At 70.5% G+C, this 18,195-nt stretch carries 18 protein-coding genes; 11 read left to right on the forward strand and 7 right to left on the reverse strand.

Annotated elements, in window-relative coordinates:
* The first annotated feature begins 208 nt into the window (after positions 1-208).
* The 3 genes from FL583_RS36830 to FL583_RS36840 are packed head-to-tail and all read left to right on the forward strand — an operon-like array spanning position 209 to position 2,717.
* Complete coding sequence (locus FL583_RS36830) at positions 209-1,501, forward strand: lipase family protein (RefSeq protein ID WP_142709546.1); 1,293 nt, start codon at positions 209-211, stop codon at positions 1,499-1,501.
* A 13-nt stretch (positions 1,502-1,514) separates the two neighbouring features.
* Positions 1,515-1,892 (forward strand): PGPGW domain-containing protein, encoded by a 378-nt coding sequence (locus FL583_RS36835; RefSeq protein WP_240746942.1) that lies wholly within the window; start codon positions 1,515-1,517, stop codon positions 1,890-1,892.
* Positions 1,893-1,913: 21 nt separating this feature from the next.
* Entirely contained in the window at positions 1,914-2,717 is an 804-nt protein-coding gene (locus FL583_RS36840; RefSeq protein WP_142709548.1) for a GNAT family N-acetyltransferase, read from the forward strand.
* A 31-nt stretch (positions 2,718-2,748) separates the two neighbouring features.
* Here FL583_RS36840 and FL583_RS36845 read toward each other — a convergent pair whose 3' ends face one another.
* The gene (locus FL583_RS36845) at positions 2,749-3,252 is read right to left on the reverse strand and encodes a DUF4188 domain-containing protein (RefSeq protein ID WP_142709549.1); all 504 of its coding nucleotides are present in this window, start codon (positions 3,250-3,252) and stop codon (positions 2,749-2,751) included.
* A 38-nt stretch (positions 3,253-3,290) separates the two neighbouring features.
* On the opposite strand from FL583_RS36845, the gene FL583_RS36850 reads away from it, so the two are divergent.
* The 3 genes from FL583_RS36850 to FL583_RS36860 all read left to right on the forward strand — a co-directional run bounded on the left by FL583_RS36850 (position 3,291) and on the right by FL583_RS36860 (position 5,622).
* Positions 3,291-4,208, forward strand: coding sequence for a MerR family transcriptional regulator (locus tag FL583_RS36850; protein WP_142709550.1), 918 nt, complete (start codon positions 3,291-3,293; stop codon positions 4,206-4,208).
* Positions 4,209-4,314: 106 nt separating this feature from the next.
* Complete coding sequence (locus tag FL583_RS36855; protein WP_142709551.1) at positions 4,315-4,743, forward strand: peptidoglycan-binding domain-containing protein; 429 nt, start codon at positions 4,315-4,317, stop codon at positions 4,741-4,743.
* Between the two features lie 126 nt (positions 4,744-4,869).
* Positions 4,870-5,622, forward strand: a complete 753-nt coding sequence (locus FL583_RS36860) for an SAM-dependent methyltransferase (protein WP_142709552.1) — start codon at positions 4,870-4,872, stop codon at positions 5,620-5,622.
* Here the strand turns inward: FL583_RS36860 and FL583_RS36865 are convergent.
* Complete coding sequence (locus FL583_RS36865) at positions 5,582-6,016, reverse strand: SRPBCC family protein (protein ID WP_142709553.1); 435 nt, start codon at positions 6,014-6,016, stop codon at positions 5,582-5,584. The genes FL583_RS36860 and FL583_RS36865 overlap by 41 nt on opposite strands.
* 73 nt (positions 6,017-6,089) lie before the next feature.
* On the opposite strand from FL583_RS36865, the gene FL583_RS36870 reads away from it, so the two are divergent.
* Complete coding sequence (locus FL583_RS36870; protein WP_205752783.1) at positions 6,090-6,644, forward strand: RNA polymerase sigma factor; 555 nt, start codon at positions 6,090-6,092, stop codon at positions 6,642-6,644.
* Positions 6,641-7,702 (forward strand): hypothetical protein, encoded by a 1,062-nt coding sequence (locus FL583_RS36875; protein WP_142709555.1) that lies wholly within the window; start codon positions 6,641-6,643, stop codon positions 7,700-7,702. The genes FL583_RS36870 and FL583_RS36875 overlap by 4 nt, the downstream gene beginning before the upstream one ends.
* On the opposite strand, the gene FL583_RS36880 is transcribed toward FL583_RS36875, so the two are convergent.
* The 5 genes from FL583_RS36880 to FL583_RS36900 form a co-directional block, all read right to left on the reverse strand.
* Positions 7,703-9,580, reverse strand: coding sequence for a DNA recombination protein RecN (locus tag FL583_RS36880; protein WP_142709556.1), 1,878 nt, complete (start codon positions 9,578-9,580; stop codon positions 7,703-7,705).
* The gene (locus FL583_RS36885; protein WP_205752784.1) at positions 9,577-10,098 is read right to left on the reverse strand and encodes a hypothetical protein; all 522 of its coding nucleotides are present in this window, start codon (positions 10,096-10,098) and stop codon (positions 9,577-9,579) included. Before FL583_RS36885 ends, FL583_RS36880 begins: the two co-directional genes overlap by 4 nt.
* Entirely contained in the window at positions 10,095-11,081 is a 987-nt protein-coding gene (locus FL583_RS36890; RefSeq protein WP_142709557.1) for a serine/threonine protein kinase, read from the reverse strand. The genes FL583_RS36885 and FL583_RS36890 overlap by 4 nt, the downstream gene beginning before the upstream one ends.
* Before the next feature lie 109 nt (positions 11,082-11,190).
* On the reverse strand, positions 11,191-11,592 hold the full coding sequence (locus tag FL583_RS36895) for a rhodanese-like domain-containing protein (protein ID WP_142709558.1): 402 nt from the start codon (positions 11,590-11,592) through the stop codon (positions 11,191-11,193).
* Complete coding sequence (locus FL583_RS36900; protein WP_205752785.1) at positions 11,589-12,248, reverse strand: PhzF family phenazine biosynthesis protein; 660 nt, start codon at positions 12,246-12,248, stop codon at positions 11,589-11,591. The genes FL583_RS36895 and FL583_RS36900 overlap by 4 nt, the downstream gene beginning before the upstream one ends.
* A 119-nt stretch (positions 12,249-12,367) precedes the next feature.
* Here FL583_RS36900 and dnaG point away from each other — a divergent pair, with 119 nt between their 5' ends.
* From dnaG to FL583_RS36915, 3 genes are read left to right on the forward strand one after another with little or no spacing between them, the layout of a single operon-like run.
* Positions 12,368-15,256 carry a DNA primase gene (dnaG, locus tag FL583_RS36905; protein WP_142709560.1) on the forward strand — a complete coding sequence of 963 codons (2,889 nt, stop codon included), beginning with the start codon at positions 12,368-12,370 and terminating at the stop codon, positions 15,254-15,256.
* A complete protein-coding gene (locus FL583_RS36910; RefSeq protein ID WP_142709561.1) occupies positions 15,253-15,780 on the forward strand; it encodes a hypothetical protein in 528 nt (175 codons plus the stop codon). The genes dnaG and FL583_RS36910 overlap by 4 nt, the downstream gene beginning before the upstream one ends.
* 40 nt (positions 15,781-15,820) lie before the next feature.
* Positions 15,821-16,945: a hypothetical protein gene (locus FL583_RS36915; RefSeq protein WP_142709562.1), complete on the forward strand. Its 1,125-nt coding sequence runs from the start codon at positions 15,821-15,823 to the stop codon at positions 16,943-16,945.
* Positions 16,946-18,195 lie beyond the last annotated feature (1,250 nt).

The following is an 18,195-nucleotide window of genomic DNA, read 5'->3' on the forward strand; positions in this document are numbered from 1 at the left end:
ACCGAACTCGGCGGCCCGTGGCGGTGGAGCAGGCAACGAAAGCGGTGCTGCAGTCATTTTTCTCCCGGTCAGCGCAATAGCGGCGCAACTCTACACAAAGGCTTTGGCATCAATATGCCAATGAATGATGGTGCAATTCCGGGACGTCGGGAAATCCGCTTGTTACTTTCCGGTAACCACGCTTTTCCTGCGCCAACGGAGGCCAGTGATGTCCAAACGTGCGCGGCTGCTCGCCGCACTGGTGGTTGTGATGACGGTCTTCGTCGGGGCACCGGCCGACGCCGATCGAGGCATTTCGGTACCGGCGTTCTACACGCCGCCGTCCTCGCTCCCGTCCGAGAACGGGGCCCTGATCCGCTCCGAGCCGTTACCGCTGGCGCTGTCGCTGCCCGGACTCGACGGCCCGCTGCCGGGGCGGGCCACCCGGATCATGTACAAGTCCACCGACAACAACGGGCGGCCGGTCGCCGTCACCGGCGCGTACCTCGAGCCGACCGCGGCCTGGAAGGGACCGGGAAAGCGGCCGCTGGTCGTCCTGGCGCCGGGCACGATGGGTCAGGGCGACCACTGCAGCACGTCGCTGGCCCTGCAGCGCGGGCTCATCCTCGGGATCGGCGTCACCCAGTCGACGGTGTCGATCGGCTACGAGGTCCTCGCGGCCTACCGGCTGCTCGCGAAAGGCATCGCGGTCGTCCAGACCGACTACGTCGGCCTCGGCACGACCGATCGCCTGCACACCTACGTCGACCGCGTCGACGAGGGCCACGCGGTGCTGGATGCGGCGCGCGCAGCGCGCGCTCTGACCGGAACGACCTCCGACGTCGGTCTGTACGGGTACAGCCAGGGTGGCGGCGCGACCTCCTCGGCGGCCGAGCTCCAGGCCTCCTACGCGCCGGACGTCCCCCTGAAGGCGACGTACTCCGGAGCGCCGCCCGCGGACCTGCTGGACACGACGACGGCGATCGACGGGACCGAGCTGGTCGGCGCGATCGGCTGGGCGGTGAACGGGTTCGTGCAATCCGACCCGTCGCTGAAGCCGCTGCTCGACAAGTACCTGTCCGACGCCGGGCGGGCCGCGCTGAAGGACCTCTCGACGATGTGCGTCGGGGACGCGATCTTCGCCTACGCGAACAAGAAGACCTCGTCCTGGACGACGACCGGGCAGTCGATCGCCGACGTCCTGCGGTCGGAGCCGGTGGCCCGCGCCTACATCGACGGGCAGCGGATCGGGACGACGAAGCCGGCCGGGATCGTGCGGGTGGCGACCGGGGTGAACGACAACCTGGTGCCGCACCCGCAGGCCCGGACGATGGCCGCGAACTGGTGCGGGCTCGGCGGCGACGTCGTGTACGTGCCGGTCGACAACGTGAAGACGCCGAGCCCGCTGCTCAACCACTTCGGGCCGCTGCTGTCGGACCAGGGCACGGCGGTCGACTGGCTCGCCGCCCGGCTGGCCGGAACCCCGGCGACGTCCAACTGCGGAGCACTGCCGGGGCAGTAGGGGACACTTGGGTGTGCTGAAGCGCGTCCTGGTGAGCCTGGTCGGGGTCGTTCTACTGGCCGTCGGCGTCTTGTTGCTGGTCCTGCCCGGCCCCGGCCTGCTGCTGGTGCTGGCCGGTCTGCTGGTGCTGGCGTCGGAGTTCCCGGCGTTGGAGAAGTACGTCGACCCGGTGCGTGAACGGGCCATGCAGGCGGCGGAGGCGAGCGTCTCGTCTCCGCTGCGCCTGGCCGGCTCGATCGTGTTCGGTGCGTTCCTGATCGGGTCGGGTGTGGTGTGGGGGCTGAATTCGAGGTTGCCGTTCGGCGGGTGGGGCACCGGGGCGAGCCTGATCCTGTCCGGGCTCATCCTGTGGGGTCTGCTGGTATGGAGCTACCGGCGGATATCGCGTTGACGGTCCTGATGTCGTAGGAGGGTGCTGGAATCGATTCGGGGGCTTCCCGATCAGGTATTGAGTGCCATCGCGGCCCTGGAACAGCGGGTCGTCGCCGCTGACGGCGGGCGGTTGAAGCTCGAGTGGGGGCGGCTGCGCAGCCGCTCCGGAGACCGGGTCGAGGACTTCCTGTGGTGGGACGGCGATCGGCTGGTGGGGTTCGCCGGGCTCTACGGGTTCGGCGACACCGTCGAGGTCGCCGGGATGGTCGACCCGGCCTACCGGGGGCGGGGGATCGGGAGCGCGCTGCTGTCCGCGGTGCTGGGCACGGCGTCGCCGGTGCTGCTGATCGTGCCGCGGGCGTCGGGGGCCGGTCGTCGACTCGCGGTGCGTCGCGGTGGGGTGCTGGACCACTCCGAGCACGTGATGGAGCTGCGCGGCGACCCGGTGCCGGGGCCGTCGGACCCGCGGGTGACCGTGCGCCCGGCCGAGCCGGCCGACCTGCCGGCGGTGTCGGCGCTGCTGACCGAGGGGTTCGGGCAGCCGTTAGCCGACCTCGACACGCGGCTGGACACGTTCCGGGTGGTCGAGCGGGCCGGTGCGGTGGTGGGCACGCTCAACGTGGTCTCCCGGGACGACCGCACCGACGTGTACGGCTTCGTCGTGTCGGCGCCGTACCGCGGGCAGGGGATCGGGCGGCAGGTCCTGCGGTCGGTGTGCGCGTCGGCCGGTACGCCGGTCGTAGGGCTGGAGGTCGCGGTCGGCAACGACCACGCGCTCGGGCTGTACACGTCGCTGGGTTTCGTCCCGACGCTCACCGAGGACTACTACGCGATTCGGGCGTAGTGGACGCACGGTTCACGCGCACCGACGATCGTCAGTAGCCGTCTACGGTGGACTGGTCGTCGGCCGGGGCCTTGCCGATGCGGGCGGCCGCCGTGTCGGCCTTGCTGCGCACCGGGACGTGCCGGCCCGCCCGAGCCAGGCCGACCGCGGGCATGTTCGCGTAAACGGCCTCGTACTCACCCGCACGCACCTGGAACGTCTCGTGCCAGACGCCGACCGCGTCGGACTTCCGCGCCGCCGCATTGAACTTCCGCCACGGCTCCAGGTGCGGGAGGTCGCGGTCCTTCGCGAACCGGTCGAGCGACTCGAAGTCGCGCCAGAACTGGACCAGGATCGTCGTGCGGCCGAACCAGTTCCGGGTACCCAGACAGCCGATCTCCGGGTGCTGGGCGATCGTCCGCATCATCGCCGGCATGGCGGTGAAGACCGGCCACCACTTGGAGACCTGCAGGGGCTTGTTGAATCTCATCCCGATGAGGAAGACGACGAAGTCGCCGTCGATGTCCGCGGTGAAACGCCCGTGATGGATGTCCATGGAATCATCTTGCGGCTCCTCCGAGGGGAGCGCAGACGATGAGCGGTGTGGAGCACTACTCGATCGGGGAGTTGTCCCGGCGCACCGGGCTGACCGTCAAGGCGATCCGCTTCTACGCCGACCGGGGAATCGTCCCGCCGACCGGCCGGAACGCCGCTGGTCACCGGATCTACGACTCGGCGGCCGCGGCGCGTCTGGAACTCGTGCGGGCCCTGCGCGACCTGGGCATCGACCTCGCGACGATCCGGCGGGTGCTGGCTCGGGAGGTGACGGTCGGGGACGTCGCCGGCGCCCACGCGGCCGCGCTCGACGTCCAGATCCGGGCGCTGGTCGTCCGGCGAGCCGTGCTCACCGCCATCGCGGACTCGGAGGTCTCGGACGTGACTCGGCTCGCTGCTCTCTCGGAGAACGAACGGCAACGGCTCGTCGACGAGTTCCTGGGCTCGGTGTTCTCCGGCCTGGACCGTGATCCGGCGTTCGCCGGGATGCGCCGTTCGCTGACCCCGGCCCGGCCCGACGACCCGAGCCCGGCCCAGGCTTCCGCCTGGGCAGAACTCGTCGAATTGGCCGGCGACCCCGACTTCCGGGCCCGGATGCGTCGGCTGGCCGAGCAGCACGCGGCCGACCGGGCCGGGGGTGGGATTCCGCGGCCCGAGGCGGTCGCGGTGGTCCGCGCGGTGCTGCCCGCGAAGCCGGAGGCCCCGCCCGCGGCCGGGCCGATCCTCGACGAGGTGGTGCGGGCCTACGCGCGGGCGGTCGGCGAGCCCGACGGCCCGGCGCTGCGCGAGCGGCTCGCCTCCCGGCTCGCGCTCGCCGACGACCCGCGTCGGACCAGGTACGAGCACCTGCTCGCGATCGTCAACGGCTGGCCCGCCGATCCGGACGACGGGGACGTCGTCACCTGGTGCCGCGAGGCTCTGGACGCCGTGGGACAGAACGGGACACGCATCTCGTGAGCTGCTGGGACGCCGTCCCACGACGGTTCGGTGACCAATACGGACGCCGGTCGTCGCCTAGGCTCGCCGCACCGCCCACTCCGGGTGTTCCGACGAGAGGATCTACGTGCGCTTACGTCAGGTGATCGTGGCCGGCTCCGCCGTCGCCCTGTCCACCCTGTTTCTGGCCATCGTGCCCGCGTCGCCCGCCTCGGCCGCTCCGCAGTGCACCAAGCGCGGCGAGACGATCGCCGGTGACAACGCCGGTGGGATGCTCTGGGCACCGGTCGCGGCGAACGGCTCCACCACGTGCCAGATGGGGCAGGGGGCGCTGAGCTCCGCGGTGGGGGCGCTGCAGCACAGCCTCAAGTACTGCTACGGCAAGAGCATCGCCGAGGACAACGAGTTCGGCCCGGCGACGAAGTCCGCACTGCAGTCCGTGCAGCGGCAGATCGGCGCCGACGACGACGGCGTCTACGGCCCCGAGACGCGCGGGCTGATGACGTTCAGCGCGGTCGGGACGTCCCGCAAGACCGCCTGCTACGAACTGCCCTGATGCGGCCGGGCCGTCGTCTGAAAAAATCGGGCGACGGCCCGGCTACGGTCGAGGCGTGAGCAGCGACGAGTTCCCCACCCCGGCGCCGCTCGGCGAGCGCGGCCGCCGGGAGGCGTCGGGCCGGGGATGACCGACGTCTTCTGGCGCGCCCACGAGGGCCTGCCCCGGGAGGCCCCCGGCTCCGAGGCCACCACCCGCCTCCTGCTGACGCTGGCCGGCGCGCTGCCGCCGGAACCGGCCGTGCTCGACGTCGGCGCGGGCACCGGGTCGGCGTCCGTGCTGCTGGCCCGTCTCACCGGGGGACGGGTCACCGCGGTCGACCGGCACGAACCGTTCCTGGCCCGGCTGGCCGAGCGGGCCCGGGCCGCCGGTGTCGCCGACCGGGTCGAGGCTCGGCACGCGTCGATGGACGATTTGCCGATCGCGCCCGGTTCGGTCGACCTGCTCTGGGCCGAGGGCTCGGCCTACCTGATCGGCGTCGACCACGCGCTCGAGCTCTGGCGTCCGCTGCTGGCCCCCGGCGGCCGGATCGTCCTCACCGAGGCCGAGTGGCTCAGCCCGGATCCGGCGCCCGGTGCCCGGGCCTTCTGGGACGCCGGCTACCCGGCCATGCGTACCACGGCCGAGAACGTCGCCGCGTTCGCGCGCGCCGGGTGGACCGTGCAGGCGGTCTACGTCCTGCCCGACTCCGATTGGGACGCCTACTACGAACCGCTGGCGGCCCGCATCGACGAGCTGCGCCGCGAGGGCGTGTCCGACGACGACCTCGCACCGGTGGGGGAGGAGATCACGGTGCGCGCCGACCACGGGGCCGACTACGGCTACACCGGGTACGTCCTCACTCCACGGCTTTCGCGAGCCGGTCGATCGACGCGCTGAGGTTCTCCGACGTCCAGCCGGCCGCCTTCGGGAGCCGCTTCGGGTCGGTCAGCTGGGTCCAGTCGTAGACGTGGGTCACCCGGGTGTGCGACGCGTCGATCGGCTCCAGGATCCAGCCCCACTGGTGCCCGGGTTGGGGACGGCCGGGCTCGCTCGGGCGCCAGGCGATGCGCCGGCCCTCGACGAACTCGACGACGTGGTTCTCCCGGTCTTCGCCCTGGGTGAGCGTCATGACGAAGACGTCGCCGACCGCCCGCACCCGCTGGCCGGGGGCGGCCACGGCCAGGTTGTCGTTGCCGTCCCACTCGGGCTGGCGGCTCGGGTCGGCGATCAGCTCGAAGATCGCCTCCGCGCTCGCTGCGATGGTCCGGCTCGCCGTCACGACTCGCTCCACTCGGGCATCCTGTCACGATCGGCGTCCGGCAGGCTGTGTCACGATCGGCCTCCGGCCGGACATGGAGCAAGACGTGACCCCTGCGACGCGCTTCCGGCGCCTCTACGCGGCGAACTTCGAGCCGCTGCTCGCGTACGCCACGCGCCGGGTCGAGCAGCCCGAGGACGCCGCCGACGTCGTCGCCGAGACGTTCCTCGTCGCCTGGCGGCGGGCCGCCGAGCTCCCACCCGACGACGAGGTGCGGCTCTGGCTCTACGGCGTCGCCCGGCGCGTCCTGGCCAACCACCACCGCGGCGGCGCTCGCCGGGACCGCCTCGGCGAGCGATTACGCCAGCGCCTGCGCGTCACGAGCAGCCCGGACCCCGGTACCGAGGTACCGGAGCGCCTGGCCGTCCAGCAGGCCCTGGCCCGCCTCGGCGACCTCGACCGCGAGGTGCTCACGCTCACGATCTGGGAGGGCCTGGAACCCCGCGAGGCCGCGGTCGTCCTGAAGCTCACCCCGGAGGCGGTCCGCACCCGTCTGACCCGGGCTCGCGCCCGGTTGCGCACCGCGCTCGGTCACGACGTCGGTCCGTCCGGACATGTTCTCGACGTTATGACCGCACGGCCCCAGAAGGAGGGCAGATGACCGACGAGGACCTCGATCGGCTGATCCGGAGCGCCGACCCGTATCGAGCCCGAGACCTGGACGGGGCCGAATCCGACCTCCTGGGGGAGATCATGTCGATACCGACCCTCGAACCGCTCGCCGAGCCGCCCACGAAACGCCGCCGGTTCCTGGGCACCGGCGCCCGGGCCGGGCTCGCGGCCGCCGCGTGCGCGGCCGCCCTGGCCGGGGCACTCGCGCTCACGCACTCCGAGCCGCCGACCGCCCCGCACCGGCAGCAGGAGCGGCAGGGCGCCCCCGTCACCTACTCCGCGCTGGCGCTGAAAGCCGCCGAGGGAAACCCCCGCCTGCTCATCGACGAACCGGGCTGGAAGGCCACCTACGTCACGGGCTTCGCCGAGCAGGACGGCTCGATCCGCTGGACCCAGGGCAACCGCGACCTGGAGATGAACTGGCGTCCGGCGCAGTACTACGGGTCGTTCCGCCAGGACCGGCTCGGGGTGAGCAAACCCGAGCCGGTCACCGTGGACGGACAGCAGGGCGAGCTGTTCCGGTACGACGACCACGACTTCGAGGTGCTGCTCGCGCCCCGCGGCGACACGTTCGTCAGCATGCGGACCGGCGGGAGCTGGACGCGGAGCAGCTTCGGCACCGTACTGGCCGAGATCGAGCGGGTCGACGTCCGGACCTGGCTGGCCGCGCTGCCGCCGGAGGTCGTCACGCCCGACCGGGCCGGCGACCGGGCCGCCGAGATCATCAAGGACATCCCGCTCCCGCCCGGCTTCGACAAGTCCACACTCGACGTGCTCGGCACCAACGATCCGTACCAGTTCGGCGCCGCGGTGACCGGCAAGATCGGCTGCGCCTGGATCGACGAGTCGATCCGGGCGAAGAAGGCCGGCGACACCGACGCCGAGCAGCGGGCCCTGGACGCGCTGAAGGGCAGCCACCACTGGAAGGTGCTGCTCGACCTGCAGTCCCAGGGCGACTGGCCCAGGGTGTTCTGGGGCGTGGCCGACAAGACCGTCGCCGGCCAGGACCCGACCCGGTTCGCCGGCTCCATCGGCTGCGGCAGCTAGCTACTCCACGTCGTCGTCGATCAGTCCGTACGGCGGCTGGTCGGCGCGGCGGGAGAAGCGGACGACGACGTCGGAGTCGGCCGCCGGCGGCGGAGCGTTGTCGGCCACGACCAGCTGCGCGCCGGCGCCCGGGCCGGCGAGCCAGGTCTCGAGGTGTCGGTAGACGGCGTCGTCGGCCGCGTGCGGGCTGTCGAGCAGCAGGAACCCCGGATGCGACGAGCGGGCCTCCCAGGCGATCTCGAACAGCGCCAGTTGCCAGGCCAGCGCGATCAGCGTCCGCCCGCCGGACGAGGCCGCCGTGTACGGCTCGCCCCGGGTGTACGGCGTCAGGTCGTCGGCGACCCTGGCGTCGTCGGCCCGGGGGAACTGCCACTCCCGGAGCACGTCCCGGAACCGGTCGCTGACCTGGGCGATCACCGCGGCCCGGTCGGTCATCGGGGCCTCGTCCAGTTCCTCCTGCAACCCGGCCAGCTGGGCGTCGAGGCTGTCGGCGACCGCGGCCCGCTGCTCGACGCCGTGCACCAGCCGCAGCCCGTCCACCGCCCGCTGCAGTGCGCCGGCCGCCTCCTCCCGGCGGCGGGCCAGGCTGTCGCGCTGGGCCAGGTACGGGGTCACCGCGTGCGCGGTCGCCGCGTCCACGTCGGCCGCGGCCCGGGACTCGGCCTGCTGCGTCTGCTCGGCCGCCGTCCGCAAGCGCGGAATGTCGCGCTCCAACTCGTCCACGTAGTCGGTGAGCTCGGTGAGACGGGCGCGCGCGGAACGCAGCTCGCGGTGGACGTCCGGAGGCTGCGCGCCGGCCGTGCGCTCGGCGCCGCAGTTCGCGCAGCGTGGCTCGTCCGGAGTGAGCGGGGTCAGGCACAACGAGCAGACGTCGACGCGCAGCGGCGGGAAGAGGCTCCCGGCCTCGGTCAGCATGACGAGCTTGCTGACGTCCTCGGCGTAGGTGGCGCGCAGCGACATCATCCGGGAGGCCTGGGTCTCGCGGTCGCGCAGCAGCCCGGCCGCGCGCCGGGCCGCGTCCGCGGCCTCGCGGTGACGCTCCCGCAGGTCCTCGGCGAACGTCGTGTCGGCGCGGGCCTGCGCGTCCAGCGCGGCGATCGCGATCGCGCACTCCGACAGCTCGGCCTTCGCGGTCCGCTCGAGCTCTTCGAGCTCGGCCCGGCTCAGCGGCTCGAGCTCGGTGATGACCGACGCCACGGTCCGGTGGGCTTCGCGGGCTGCGCCCAGCTCCGTCTCCATCGAGCGGACGCGACGGCCGAGCTCGATCGCGCGGTCGTCGTGGACGTCGAACAGCACGTCGACGACCTGGCGCAGTTTCAGGTTCTTCATCGGGGCGTTCTCGAACAGCAGGTTCCGGTCGTCGAAGCGTTCGTTCGGCAGGAAGCAGACCGCCATCAGGTCGCGGAAGCTGAGCGGGTCGGTGTCGGTCTCGGCCCCGGGCACGTTGTCGCGGAGCCGCACGCCCTCCAGCTTGCAGTGCGACAGCAGCAGCGCGGACAGGCTGTCCGGAGCCCCGGCCGGACGCAGCCTCCGGCGCTGCGGCGTCGCGGTGCCGGTGTCGTCGAGCAACCCCGGGCTGACGTACGCGTACGTGGACGGTTCGCCGACCGCCCGCTCGATCAGGTGCGGAGCGCCGGACAGCTCGACCTCGAGCGTCGCGGCCCGGACCTTGGGCATGATCTCCGGGTGCCGAGGGTGGTCGGACGCGCCCAGGCAGTAGTCGATGAACTCGAGGATCGTCGTCTTACCGGTGCTGAACGCCCCGGCGATGATCGACAGTGGACGCGGCGCGAGGTCGGGACCGCGGAAGTCGACGTCGTAGGTGCGGCCCTCGCCGTGCAGACGGAGACGCCGGAGCCGGATGCCGTGATCTCTCATGTCGGGTCCTTCGACGGAGAGAAGGGGAAGGGACGATCGGGCAGGGCAGCGGTGCGACTGCGTACGGTCTGCCTCAGTTTACGGGCGGACAGGCGTCGTAGGCGCTTGAGAACGATGCGGGCCGCGAGCCGATAGGAGTGGGCGTAGGCCGCGGTCAGCCGGGCGGCGGCCTGCTGACCCGGCTCGGTGAGCCGATAGCGGACCCGTCCGTCGACGATCATCTCCACCAGTCCCGACGAGATCAGCGCGGTCAGGTCGGCGGGCAGGCGTTGCTGCGTGGTCACCAGGCGCTGGCCCGCGCCGGTGTAGGCGATCGCGCGGTCGTCGAATCCGGCCAGCCGGAGCGTCGTCCGGTCGGGGTCGGCCGGCTCGGCCACGAGCAGCAGCGGGTGGGCGGCGAAGAAGTCGTAGATGCCCAGCCGCTCGACGTCGACGCCGTTCGCCGTGCGCTCCCGGACCAGGTCGAGGAGCAGCAGCAGCCGGGCGCAGCGGAAGACCGGCTCGTCGTCGGGGTTCATACCGGCGATTCCTCGGCGATACGGCGCCAGTGCCGGACCCAGCCGGCCCGACCGTCCTGGACGATCCGGTGCATCAGCCCGCAGTGGTGCACCGGCCCGGCCCGCAGACCGACCGGGAACGCGCCGGACTCGCGGATCTCGCCGACCACGGCCGCGTGCAGGCCCGGGAGCAGCGGATCGGCCGGGTGCGCCTGCGCGACCGCGTTGAACCGCGCCTCCCAGATCCCGTAGGCGACGCCGTCGGCCTCGCTCAGCGCGCTGACCTCGGCCGGGACGCGCTTGTCGAGGATCTCCCGGACGAGCAGCTCGGCGTTGAAGAACTCGCGCTTGGCCGAGCCCACCTCCTCGTGCCCGGCCGCGCGGAGCTGCCGGACGAACAGCGCCCGCTCCAGGTCCGCCGCGGTGCCGTCGTCGACGTCGCGGAGCGCGGACCGGGGAGCGGACCGGGGCGTGGACCGGGGCGCCGGGCCGCCGAAGTACGGGTCGTAGTAGTGCCGCCGGACGTGGGCCGCGTCCGGGCGCAGCAGCATCTCCCGGAGCGTCGCCTCGTGCCACAGCTCGATGACGACGCCGGTCTCGCGCTGCCGCCGGGCCCGCCACCGGTCCCACCACCGGGCCGTGGCCGGGTCCATGCTCGACGGAACGCAGAGCACCCACTGGGCGACCTGGTAGCCGTTCCGCTCGGCCGACGCCAGCGCCGAGTCGAACGAGTCCCGGATCTGGGCCTGCGCGGACCGCGTCACGGACGGCCAGAAGTACTTCGACTGCCAGATGACGACCAGCCCGGAGAGCTCGCCGAGCAGGATGTCGATGCCCCAGTCGCCGGGGTTGGCGGCGATCGCCCTGGCCCCCGGGTAGATCGCCCCGATGAGCACCGCGAGCATCTGCTCGAAGTCGTCCCGCGCCCCGGCGATGTTCCCGGCCCGGATCTGGTGCGCCGCGAAGTTGATCGGCGGCTCACCCGCGACGAGAGGCGAAGCCATCACCCCTCCACGCAGCGAATTGTCGGCCCGTATCCACTATGGCGCGGCGTGGGTAGTGGTGGCCAACCGAAGCCCGTCAGGCGTCGTTTGTTGGGCGGCGCTTCACCGGCTATTGGTCGACCGGGTGGCCGTCGAGGCGCCAGTGGTGGAAGCCGCCGATCATCTCCTTGACCCGGAAGCCCAGTTCGGCCAGGCGCAGGGCGGCCCGGGTGGAGCCGTTGCAGTGCGGGCCACTGCAGTAGGTGATGTGGAGGGTCTGCGGGTCCAGGTCCTTGGTGCTTTCGGCGGTGATCGTCCGGGTGGGGAGGTTCACGGCACCGGGCACGTGGCCGGCCGCGAACTTCTCCGGCGACCGGGCGTCCACCACGACGAACCCGCCGACCCCGTGCGACAGGTCGCTCGCCACGTCCGCGCAGTCGGTCTCGAAGCGGAAGCGTTCGCTCAGGCGGGCCACGGTCTCGGCCGGGTCCGCGGCCGGAACGCGGGCGACCAGCCCGCGCAGGACCTTCACCGGCTGAACCGGCGGACGAACGCGACGCGGCCGCCGAGCTCGACCGCACCGTCGCCGGTCGGGTTCGCGAGCAGGACCGAGCCGACGCCCTGGTGGATCTCCAGGCGGCGGCCGAGCCGGCCGACCAGCGCGATCGCCGCGGCGCCGGTGGCCTCGTCCTCGGCGATGCCCATGTCGACCGGGAACGAGCGGGAGCGGACGACACCGGCGGCCTCGTCGATCCAGGCCCAGACGTAGATGTGGCCGCTCTCCGGCTGTTCGTACGCGTCGACCTCGGCGACCGAATTCAACTGGCGGAAGTCGAATGCCGGCGTCCATTCCGGGCGGGCCGTCACCCAGGTGAGCGGGGGCTCATAGCGGACGGTCACCGTGCCGGCCGGCGGGCGGAGAGCGTTGACCGGCGCGTGCTCGCGGGCGAGCAGCCAGGCGGTGCCGACGGTCGGATGGCCGGCGAACGGCAGCTCGGTGGCCGGGGTGAAGATCTGGATCGCGCCGGTCGTGGCGTCGTCCACGAACACGGTCTCGCTGTAGTTCAGCTCGGTCGCCAGCCGCTGCCGGTCGGTCACCGCTCCGCCGTCGAGGATCACGCCGAGCGGGTTGCCGGCGCTGCCGTCGGGACCAGGGAAAACGACGAGTTCGTGCACCTCGATGCTCATGTGGGTGAGCATGCCCGGGTGTCGGTGTCCGGTCGAGTGGCTGGATAGCCCCGCGTCGCAAGAAGGCTGCCACCGGCCGCGTCGCCGGGTCGTCGGGGTTTCGGAATACACTCCCTGCCGTGGCGGGGAGGATTCGAGACAGCGATATCGCGCTGGTACGGGAACGGTCGCAGATCGTCGACGTGGTCGGCGAACGGGTCACGCTCCGGCCGGCCGGCGGCGGCACGTTCAAGGGCCTGTGCCCCTTCCACGACGAGAAGACCCCGTCGTTCAACGTCAACCCGGCCAAGGGCGTCTACTACTGCCTGGCCGGCGAGACCGAGGTCCTCACGTGGGATGGGCCGAGGCCCATTCGAGATCTGGCTGGTGGCACCCATCGCATCTTGACTGCGAGCGCGCACTGGCAGGACGCACCGTTCTACTCGTTCGGCGTGCAGCCGTTGTGGCGCATCGTCGCTACGCGCAACGGTCGACGTAAGGAACTTTTTGCGACTGCCGAGCACCGCTGGTTCGTCCGGTCGGGGGCGAAGCTGCAGGGGCGTCGGGAAATAGTCACGAGCGATTTGAAGCCAGGTCAGCGCCTGTCGTACACCTATCCGCGGTCGCGCGTGCAGAACACAACTCCGTCTCCGTTCGGCGTTGCGCACGGCATCACGTTCGGCGACGGAACGCTCAATGGCACCGGCTCGATGGCTTTGCTCGTCGGTGACAAGGACGCCCAGCTTCGTAAGTGGTTCCCGCTGAGTTTCACCAGCCAGGCAAGCGCTCGGGACGACGCCATTCTGGTGCACCACCTGCCGAAGTTCTTCAAGCGGTTGCCTGATCTGGACGAGTCCGTCCCCTACCTCTATGGCTGGCTGGCTGGCTACCTCGCGGCGGACGGCCACGTTGCCGCAGACGGAAGCGTAGTTCTGCACGCTGCGCGGCGGGAAGACCTGGAGTTCGTCCGGACGCTCTGCACGCGGCTCGGCATAGCTACCTACGGGATCACCTCCCAATCGAGGGAGGGCTTCAACGAAGGTGAGCCAACCGATCTTTACCGCATACATCTCGTCAACGACGATCTGACCGAAGACCTCTTCCTGATTCAGGAGCATCGAGATCGATTCCGCTCGGCGCAGAAGGCGTACTCGCGCCGTGGCTGGGTCGTCGAGTCCGTGGAACCGACTGACCGGGTCGAAGAAGTCTTCTGCGCGGTTGTCGAGGACGGCCATGCATTCGTGCTCGAGGACAACATCCTCACTGGCAACTGCTACGGGTGCGCCGAGGGTGGAGACGTCCTCAGCTTCGTGATGAAGACCGAGATGCTCTCGTTCGCCGAGGCCGTCGAGCGGCTGGCCGGGCGCGTCGGGGTGCAGCTCACGTACACCGAGGCCGGTCCGGCCCCGGTCCGTAACACCGGTCAGCGGCAGCGGCTGATCGCCGCGCACACCGCGGCGGCCGAGTTCTACGCCGAGCAGCTCACCACCCGCGATGCGCTTCCGGCGCGCGAGTTCCTCGCGGCCCGAGGCTTCGGTCCCGACGCGGCGACGCGCTTCGACTGCGGTTTCGCCCCGATGGGCTGGGACGTGCTGACGAAGCACCTGCGCGGACGGGGCTTCACCAACGACGAGCTGGTCACCGGCGGTATCTCCAAGCAGGCGCGGTCGGGCTCGCTGATCGACCGTTTCCGCGGGCGGCTGGTCTGGCCGATCCGTGATCTCGGCGGCGAGGTCATCGGGTTCGGCGCCCGGCGGCTGCTCGACGGCGACGACGGTCCGAAGTACCTCAACACGCCGGAATCGCCGATCTACAAGAAGTCGCACGTGCTCTACGGGGTGGCGGCGGCCAAGAAAGACATCGCGAAACAGCAGCGTGCGGTCGTCGTCGAGGGCTACACCGACGTGATGGCCTGCCACCTGGCCGGGGTCGTCACTGCGGTGGCCACCTGCGGCACCGCGTTCGGGGCCGACCACATCCAGGTGCTCCGCCGTCTGCTGATGGACCAGGACGAGTTCCGCGGCGAGGTGATCTTCACGTTCGACGGTGACGCGGCCGGGCAGAAGGCCGCGGTGCGGGCGTTCGAGGACGACCAGCGCTTCGTCGCCCAGACGTTCATCGCGGTCTCCCCGCAGAACATGGACCCGTGCGAGCTCCGGCTCGCCCACGGCGACTCCGCCGTCAAAGACCTGGTGGCCCGCCGTGAGCCGCTGGTCGCCTTCGTCTTGCGGACGCTGCTGGCAAAGTACGACCTGGACACGGTCGAGGGCCGGGTGGCCGCGCTGCGGGCGGCGGCGCCGCTGGTCGCGCGCATCAAAGACCGGGCGATGCGGCCGGAGTACGCGCGCAAGCTCGCGGGCGACCTGGGCATGGACCTGGAGCCGGTGCTCAAGGCGGTCAACGAGGCGGCCGGAACCACCGGCCGCCGAGGCGGCGGCCCGGCCCGGCCGGCGTCCGGGCCCCGGGGCGCCGCGCCCCGGCAGGGCGGAGCGCCGGAGGCCGAGGCGGCCGCGGCCGCGCCGGTGAGCCCGGCCGGTGGGCGGCCCGACCCGGCCGATCGGGCGCTACTGGTCGAGCGCGAGGCGCTGAAGCTCGCCGTCCAGGAGCCGGTGCTGGCCGGCCCGATGTTCGACGCGGTCGGCGAGGACGCGTACACCCACCCGGCCTACCGGGCGGTGCGGCGGGCGGTCGCCGCGTGTGGCGGGGCGGCGGCCGGGACGTCGGGTCCGGAGTGGGTCCAGGTGCTCACCGACGCGTGCGACGACCTGGTCGGGCGGGCGCTGGTCACCGAGCTGGCGGTCGAGCGCCTGTTCAACGACGGCGAGCTCGATCCGCGGTACGTCACCGCGCAGCTCTACGAGCTGCAGAAGCTGGCGGTCACGCGCCAGGTCGTCGCGTTGAAGTCGCGGTTGCAGCGGGTCAACCCGGTCGAGTCGGTGGACGAGCACATGCGGTTGTTCGGCGAGCTCGTGGCGCTCGAGCAGTACCTCCGGGGCCTGCGTGACCAGTTGAGTGCGGGGTTGGGATGAAGCTGCTCGACCGGCTGTTCCGACGGGACGTCCCGCCGGTGATGCCGCCGCTGGAGGACGACGACCGGGTCGTGGCCTGGGCCAACACCGCCGAGGCGGTGGCCGTGGCCAGCGTCCGGGCGCTGTGGCTGCCGGCCCTGAAGGGCTCGGACGGCGAGGAGTGGCAGCGGCTCGGGTGGGCCGAGATCCACAAGGCCGCCTGGCGCGACGGAGCGCTCGTCGTGACGCCCGGCGTCGAGATCGAACCGGGCGTCGTCGCCGACGGGCGGGTGCGCCGGCTGCGGCTCCCGGAGCCGCGGGATCTGCCGAACGAGGTGCGGACGCGGGTGACCAGGAGCGTCGCGTACACCCAGCACCACGACCTCGCGACGGGCGGGGGAGTGCGGGTGCTGGCCCGCTCCGTACCCGGGCGGGATGGGTTGACCTGGCAACTTCGCTTCGACAATCCGTCGGACCGGGAGCTACCGGCCGCCCGAGCCGAGGCCGAGGGCCTACTGGCCGAGGCCCGCGCGGCCCGCGTCTAGCGGGGGCCTGATCGGGGACCGTGGTGGCCAGATCCGACCGGTGCTGCTCGACGAAGGTTGGCTGGAGCCCGCTTCGATTCGGCGGATCGACGCGTCCGCAGGCTCCTTAGGCACGTCGCTGTGCAGGCTCACGCAGTCACCCAACCGCGATCTTTACGGTATGGCGTCTCCGTCCACCTGGTCGCAGGACGAACAAGTTGTCTGGGCGGCAATGGGTGAAGGTCGTCAGGTGACCTTCGCTGGCGATCGTCATCGGGCTGCCGCCGAAGGAACGATCCGGGCGAGCGTGCTCGCGACGCTGCTGCTCGATCCACCTCCGACAGAAGCCGAGTCCGTCCGCCACCTGCCGCGTTGTCGGCGATCTTTCGCTCGCCGAAGTGGCGTCCGGAGAGCTCTCGCTGTTCGGCGCGGTCGTTGGAGGCAACGTGTGGCTCGGGCTAGGAACTCCTCGATCGGTGGCGACGTCAGCCTCTTCGGTGCGCGCATCGGCGGGCAGCTGTGGCTCGGCGGAACCACCGTTCGCGGCGGCGACAGCCACCACGAGGCCGTCAACGCCCCCCTCATGAAAGTCGACGGCGGTCTCTACGCCCGAGAGCTCGTCGCCGACGGCGGCCTCGGTCACTTCGCATCGACCATCGGCGAGTCGGTGGAACTGCACGGCAGCCGTCTGACCTCAGCCAACGGACATGCGCCACGGGCGACCGGATTGGCACTCGATCTGCAAGGAACGACGATCGGCGCGCTCGACCTCTCTCAGCTCGGCGATCAACCCGCGCGCCTGAACTTACGGGCAGCGACGATTGCCGAGTTCCGCGACAGCGGGGAGAGGTGGCCGCATCAACTCGCCGCCTACTCCGGCGCATCGGCCACGATGACGACACCCGAACCGTGCTGCTGGCTCGACACCGACACCGACGAAGTACCCGGGCTCGTCGCGCTCGCCTTCAACGCCGAGCCGCCTCGAGCGCTTCGAAGCGACGGCCCTGATTTCCAGCCCGTCGCCTACGCGCTCGACCTCCTCCTGCCGATCCTCGACCTCGGGCAGGAGCGGGCCTTCACACCCGTCGGGCCAATCCGCTGGGTGGCCTGGGCCGCCGTCCTGGCCGGCTGGCTGCTCGCCACGACGGTGATCGCCGGCCTCACCAGACGGTTGAATCGCACCTGAGCGCGTCCGGGGAAACTGTCAGTAAAATGTCAAAAACCCACCTGCATGAGGTGGGTCTGACTGCGTTTTGGCTGGTAAATGCTCCCCCGACTGGACTCGAACCAGTAACCCTTCGATTCCGGCACGAGGCGTATGAACACCGCTCACAGCTTGCGGAGAATGCTCGCTGACCTGCGCTGCGGCGGGTTGGCGTTTCTCGGCGTCTGCCAATGATCAGAGATGTCTTTTAGTCAATCCCGTGGGGTTGTCCATGGCGCTGTTGCCCAGAGGGTCGACTCCCACACTGCCAGGTCTGTCTCAGCATAGTAGCTCTGAGCTGCGACGACGTGAGCAGGCATTAGGTCGTCGCGGGCGACCCTTTGTGACCGTGGTGACCGCTGGTGGCACGTCTATCTAACATGCATCTGGCACAGGGGGGTTCTTGCGGCTGAATCATCTACTTTGAGGCCGAGACTTGCCAATAAGTGGCTATGAAAGTCACGATGGCGGCAACCAGACCCGATACGACAGCTACAGTCAGATTCTGCCGGATTAAACTTCGTTCGCGGGGGTCGCTTGGGATTACAGTCGCCGATCCATCTCGATTAAAATTAAGGATTGTAAGTACCGCGATTGCCATCGCCGCTAGAAATCCACTCAACAAGAAGTCGCTTGTTTGAAAGCCCTTTGCATCAGGGTCAAAATATCCGAGAATCAGACTAGCAATGCTCGCGGCTACCATTACAGCTCCATAGAAGAGACTCCGATAGCCGAGAATTCCCGTCCAGAATGATCGTCGTTCGCGAAGTAGAGCCGCGCAGTCATCTGCGAGCGCTTTCGCCGAATCTGTCGTCTCTAGAGTGATCACTGTCGCCGAAAACGGCGACAGCCTAATGATCAGAGCTGGCTCGTTAGTATTGAAGCTAACATCGCGAAGTTCATCAGCAGTAGCATCTCGCAAGTCCGTTGCATCCTCAGCGATAGCGCGTCCAGCTCTGAGCTGGACTCTTGAGCAACGGCTACGTAGGAGCGCTAATACGTCACGCAGGTCTGTTAAGTCCAGTCGGATGCGCCCTATGACTTGTCGGTACTCGTCTGTTAGAAGCCGAGGTGGAGGCTCGCGGCGAAGAACCATAAGCCGGAAGGGTAGCGCGTTACAGCCCGTCTGCCGTCGACCCGCCCGCAGGGGAGCGGGCCGACGGCCCGGGGTGCCACCCGTCAACGCACGCTTGACACACCCGCCGGAGGCTGGCGCCCCGGGTTGCGGGCTG

Source organism: Cryptosporangium phraense, from assembly GCF_006912135.1.
In the GTDB taxonomy this organism is placed as follows: Bacteria; Actinomycetota; Actinomycetes; order Mycobacteriales; family Cryptosporangiaceae; genus Cryptosporangium; species Cryptosporangium phraense.

Bases quoted from the DNA above. Each gene is read 5' to 3' on its own strand.
- FL583_RS36910 (WP_142709561.1), top strand. From the start codon at position 15,253: ATGAAGCTGCTCGACCGGCTGTTCCGACGGGACGTCCCGCCGGTGATG.
- FL583_RS36860 (WP_142709552.1), top strand. From the start codon at position 4,870: ATGACCGACGTCTTCTGGCGCGCCCACGAGGGCCTGCCCCGGGAGGCC.
- FL583_RS36875 (WP_142709555.1), top strand. From the start codon at position 6,641: ATGACCGACGAGGACCTCGATCGGCTGATCCGGAGCGCCGACCCGTAT.
- FL583_RS36830 (WP_142709546.1), top strand. From the start codon at position 209: ATGTCCAAACGTGCGCGGCTGCTCGCCGCACTGGTGGTTGTGATGACG.
- FL583_RS36900 (WP_205752785.1), bottom strand. From the start codon at position 12,248: ATGAGCATCGAGGTGCACGAACTCGTCGTTTTCCCTGGTCCCGACGGC.
- FL583_RS36880 (WP_142709556.1), bottom strand. From the start codon at position 9,580: ATGAGAGATCACGGCATCCGGCTCCGGCGTCTCCGTCTGCACGGCGAG.
- FL583_RS36850 (WP_142709550.1), top strand. From the start codon at position 3,291: ATGAGCGGTGTGGAGCACTACTCGATCGGGGAGTTGTCCCGGCGCACC.
- FL583_RS36890 (WP_142709557.1), bottom strand. From the start codon at position 11,081: ATGGCTTCGCCTCTCGTCGCGGGTGAGCCGCCGATCAACTTCGCGGCG.
- FL583_RS36885 (WP_205752784.1), bottom strand. From the start codon at position 10,098: ATGAACCCCGACGACGAGCCGGTCTTCCGCTGCGCCCGGCTGCTGCTG.
- FL583_RS36845 (WP_142709549.1), bottom strand. From the start codon at position 3,252: ATGGACATCCATCACGGGCGTTTCACCGCGGACATCGACGGCGACTTC.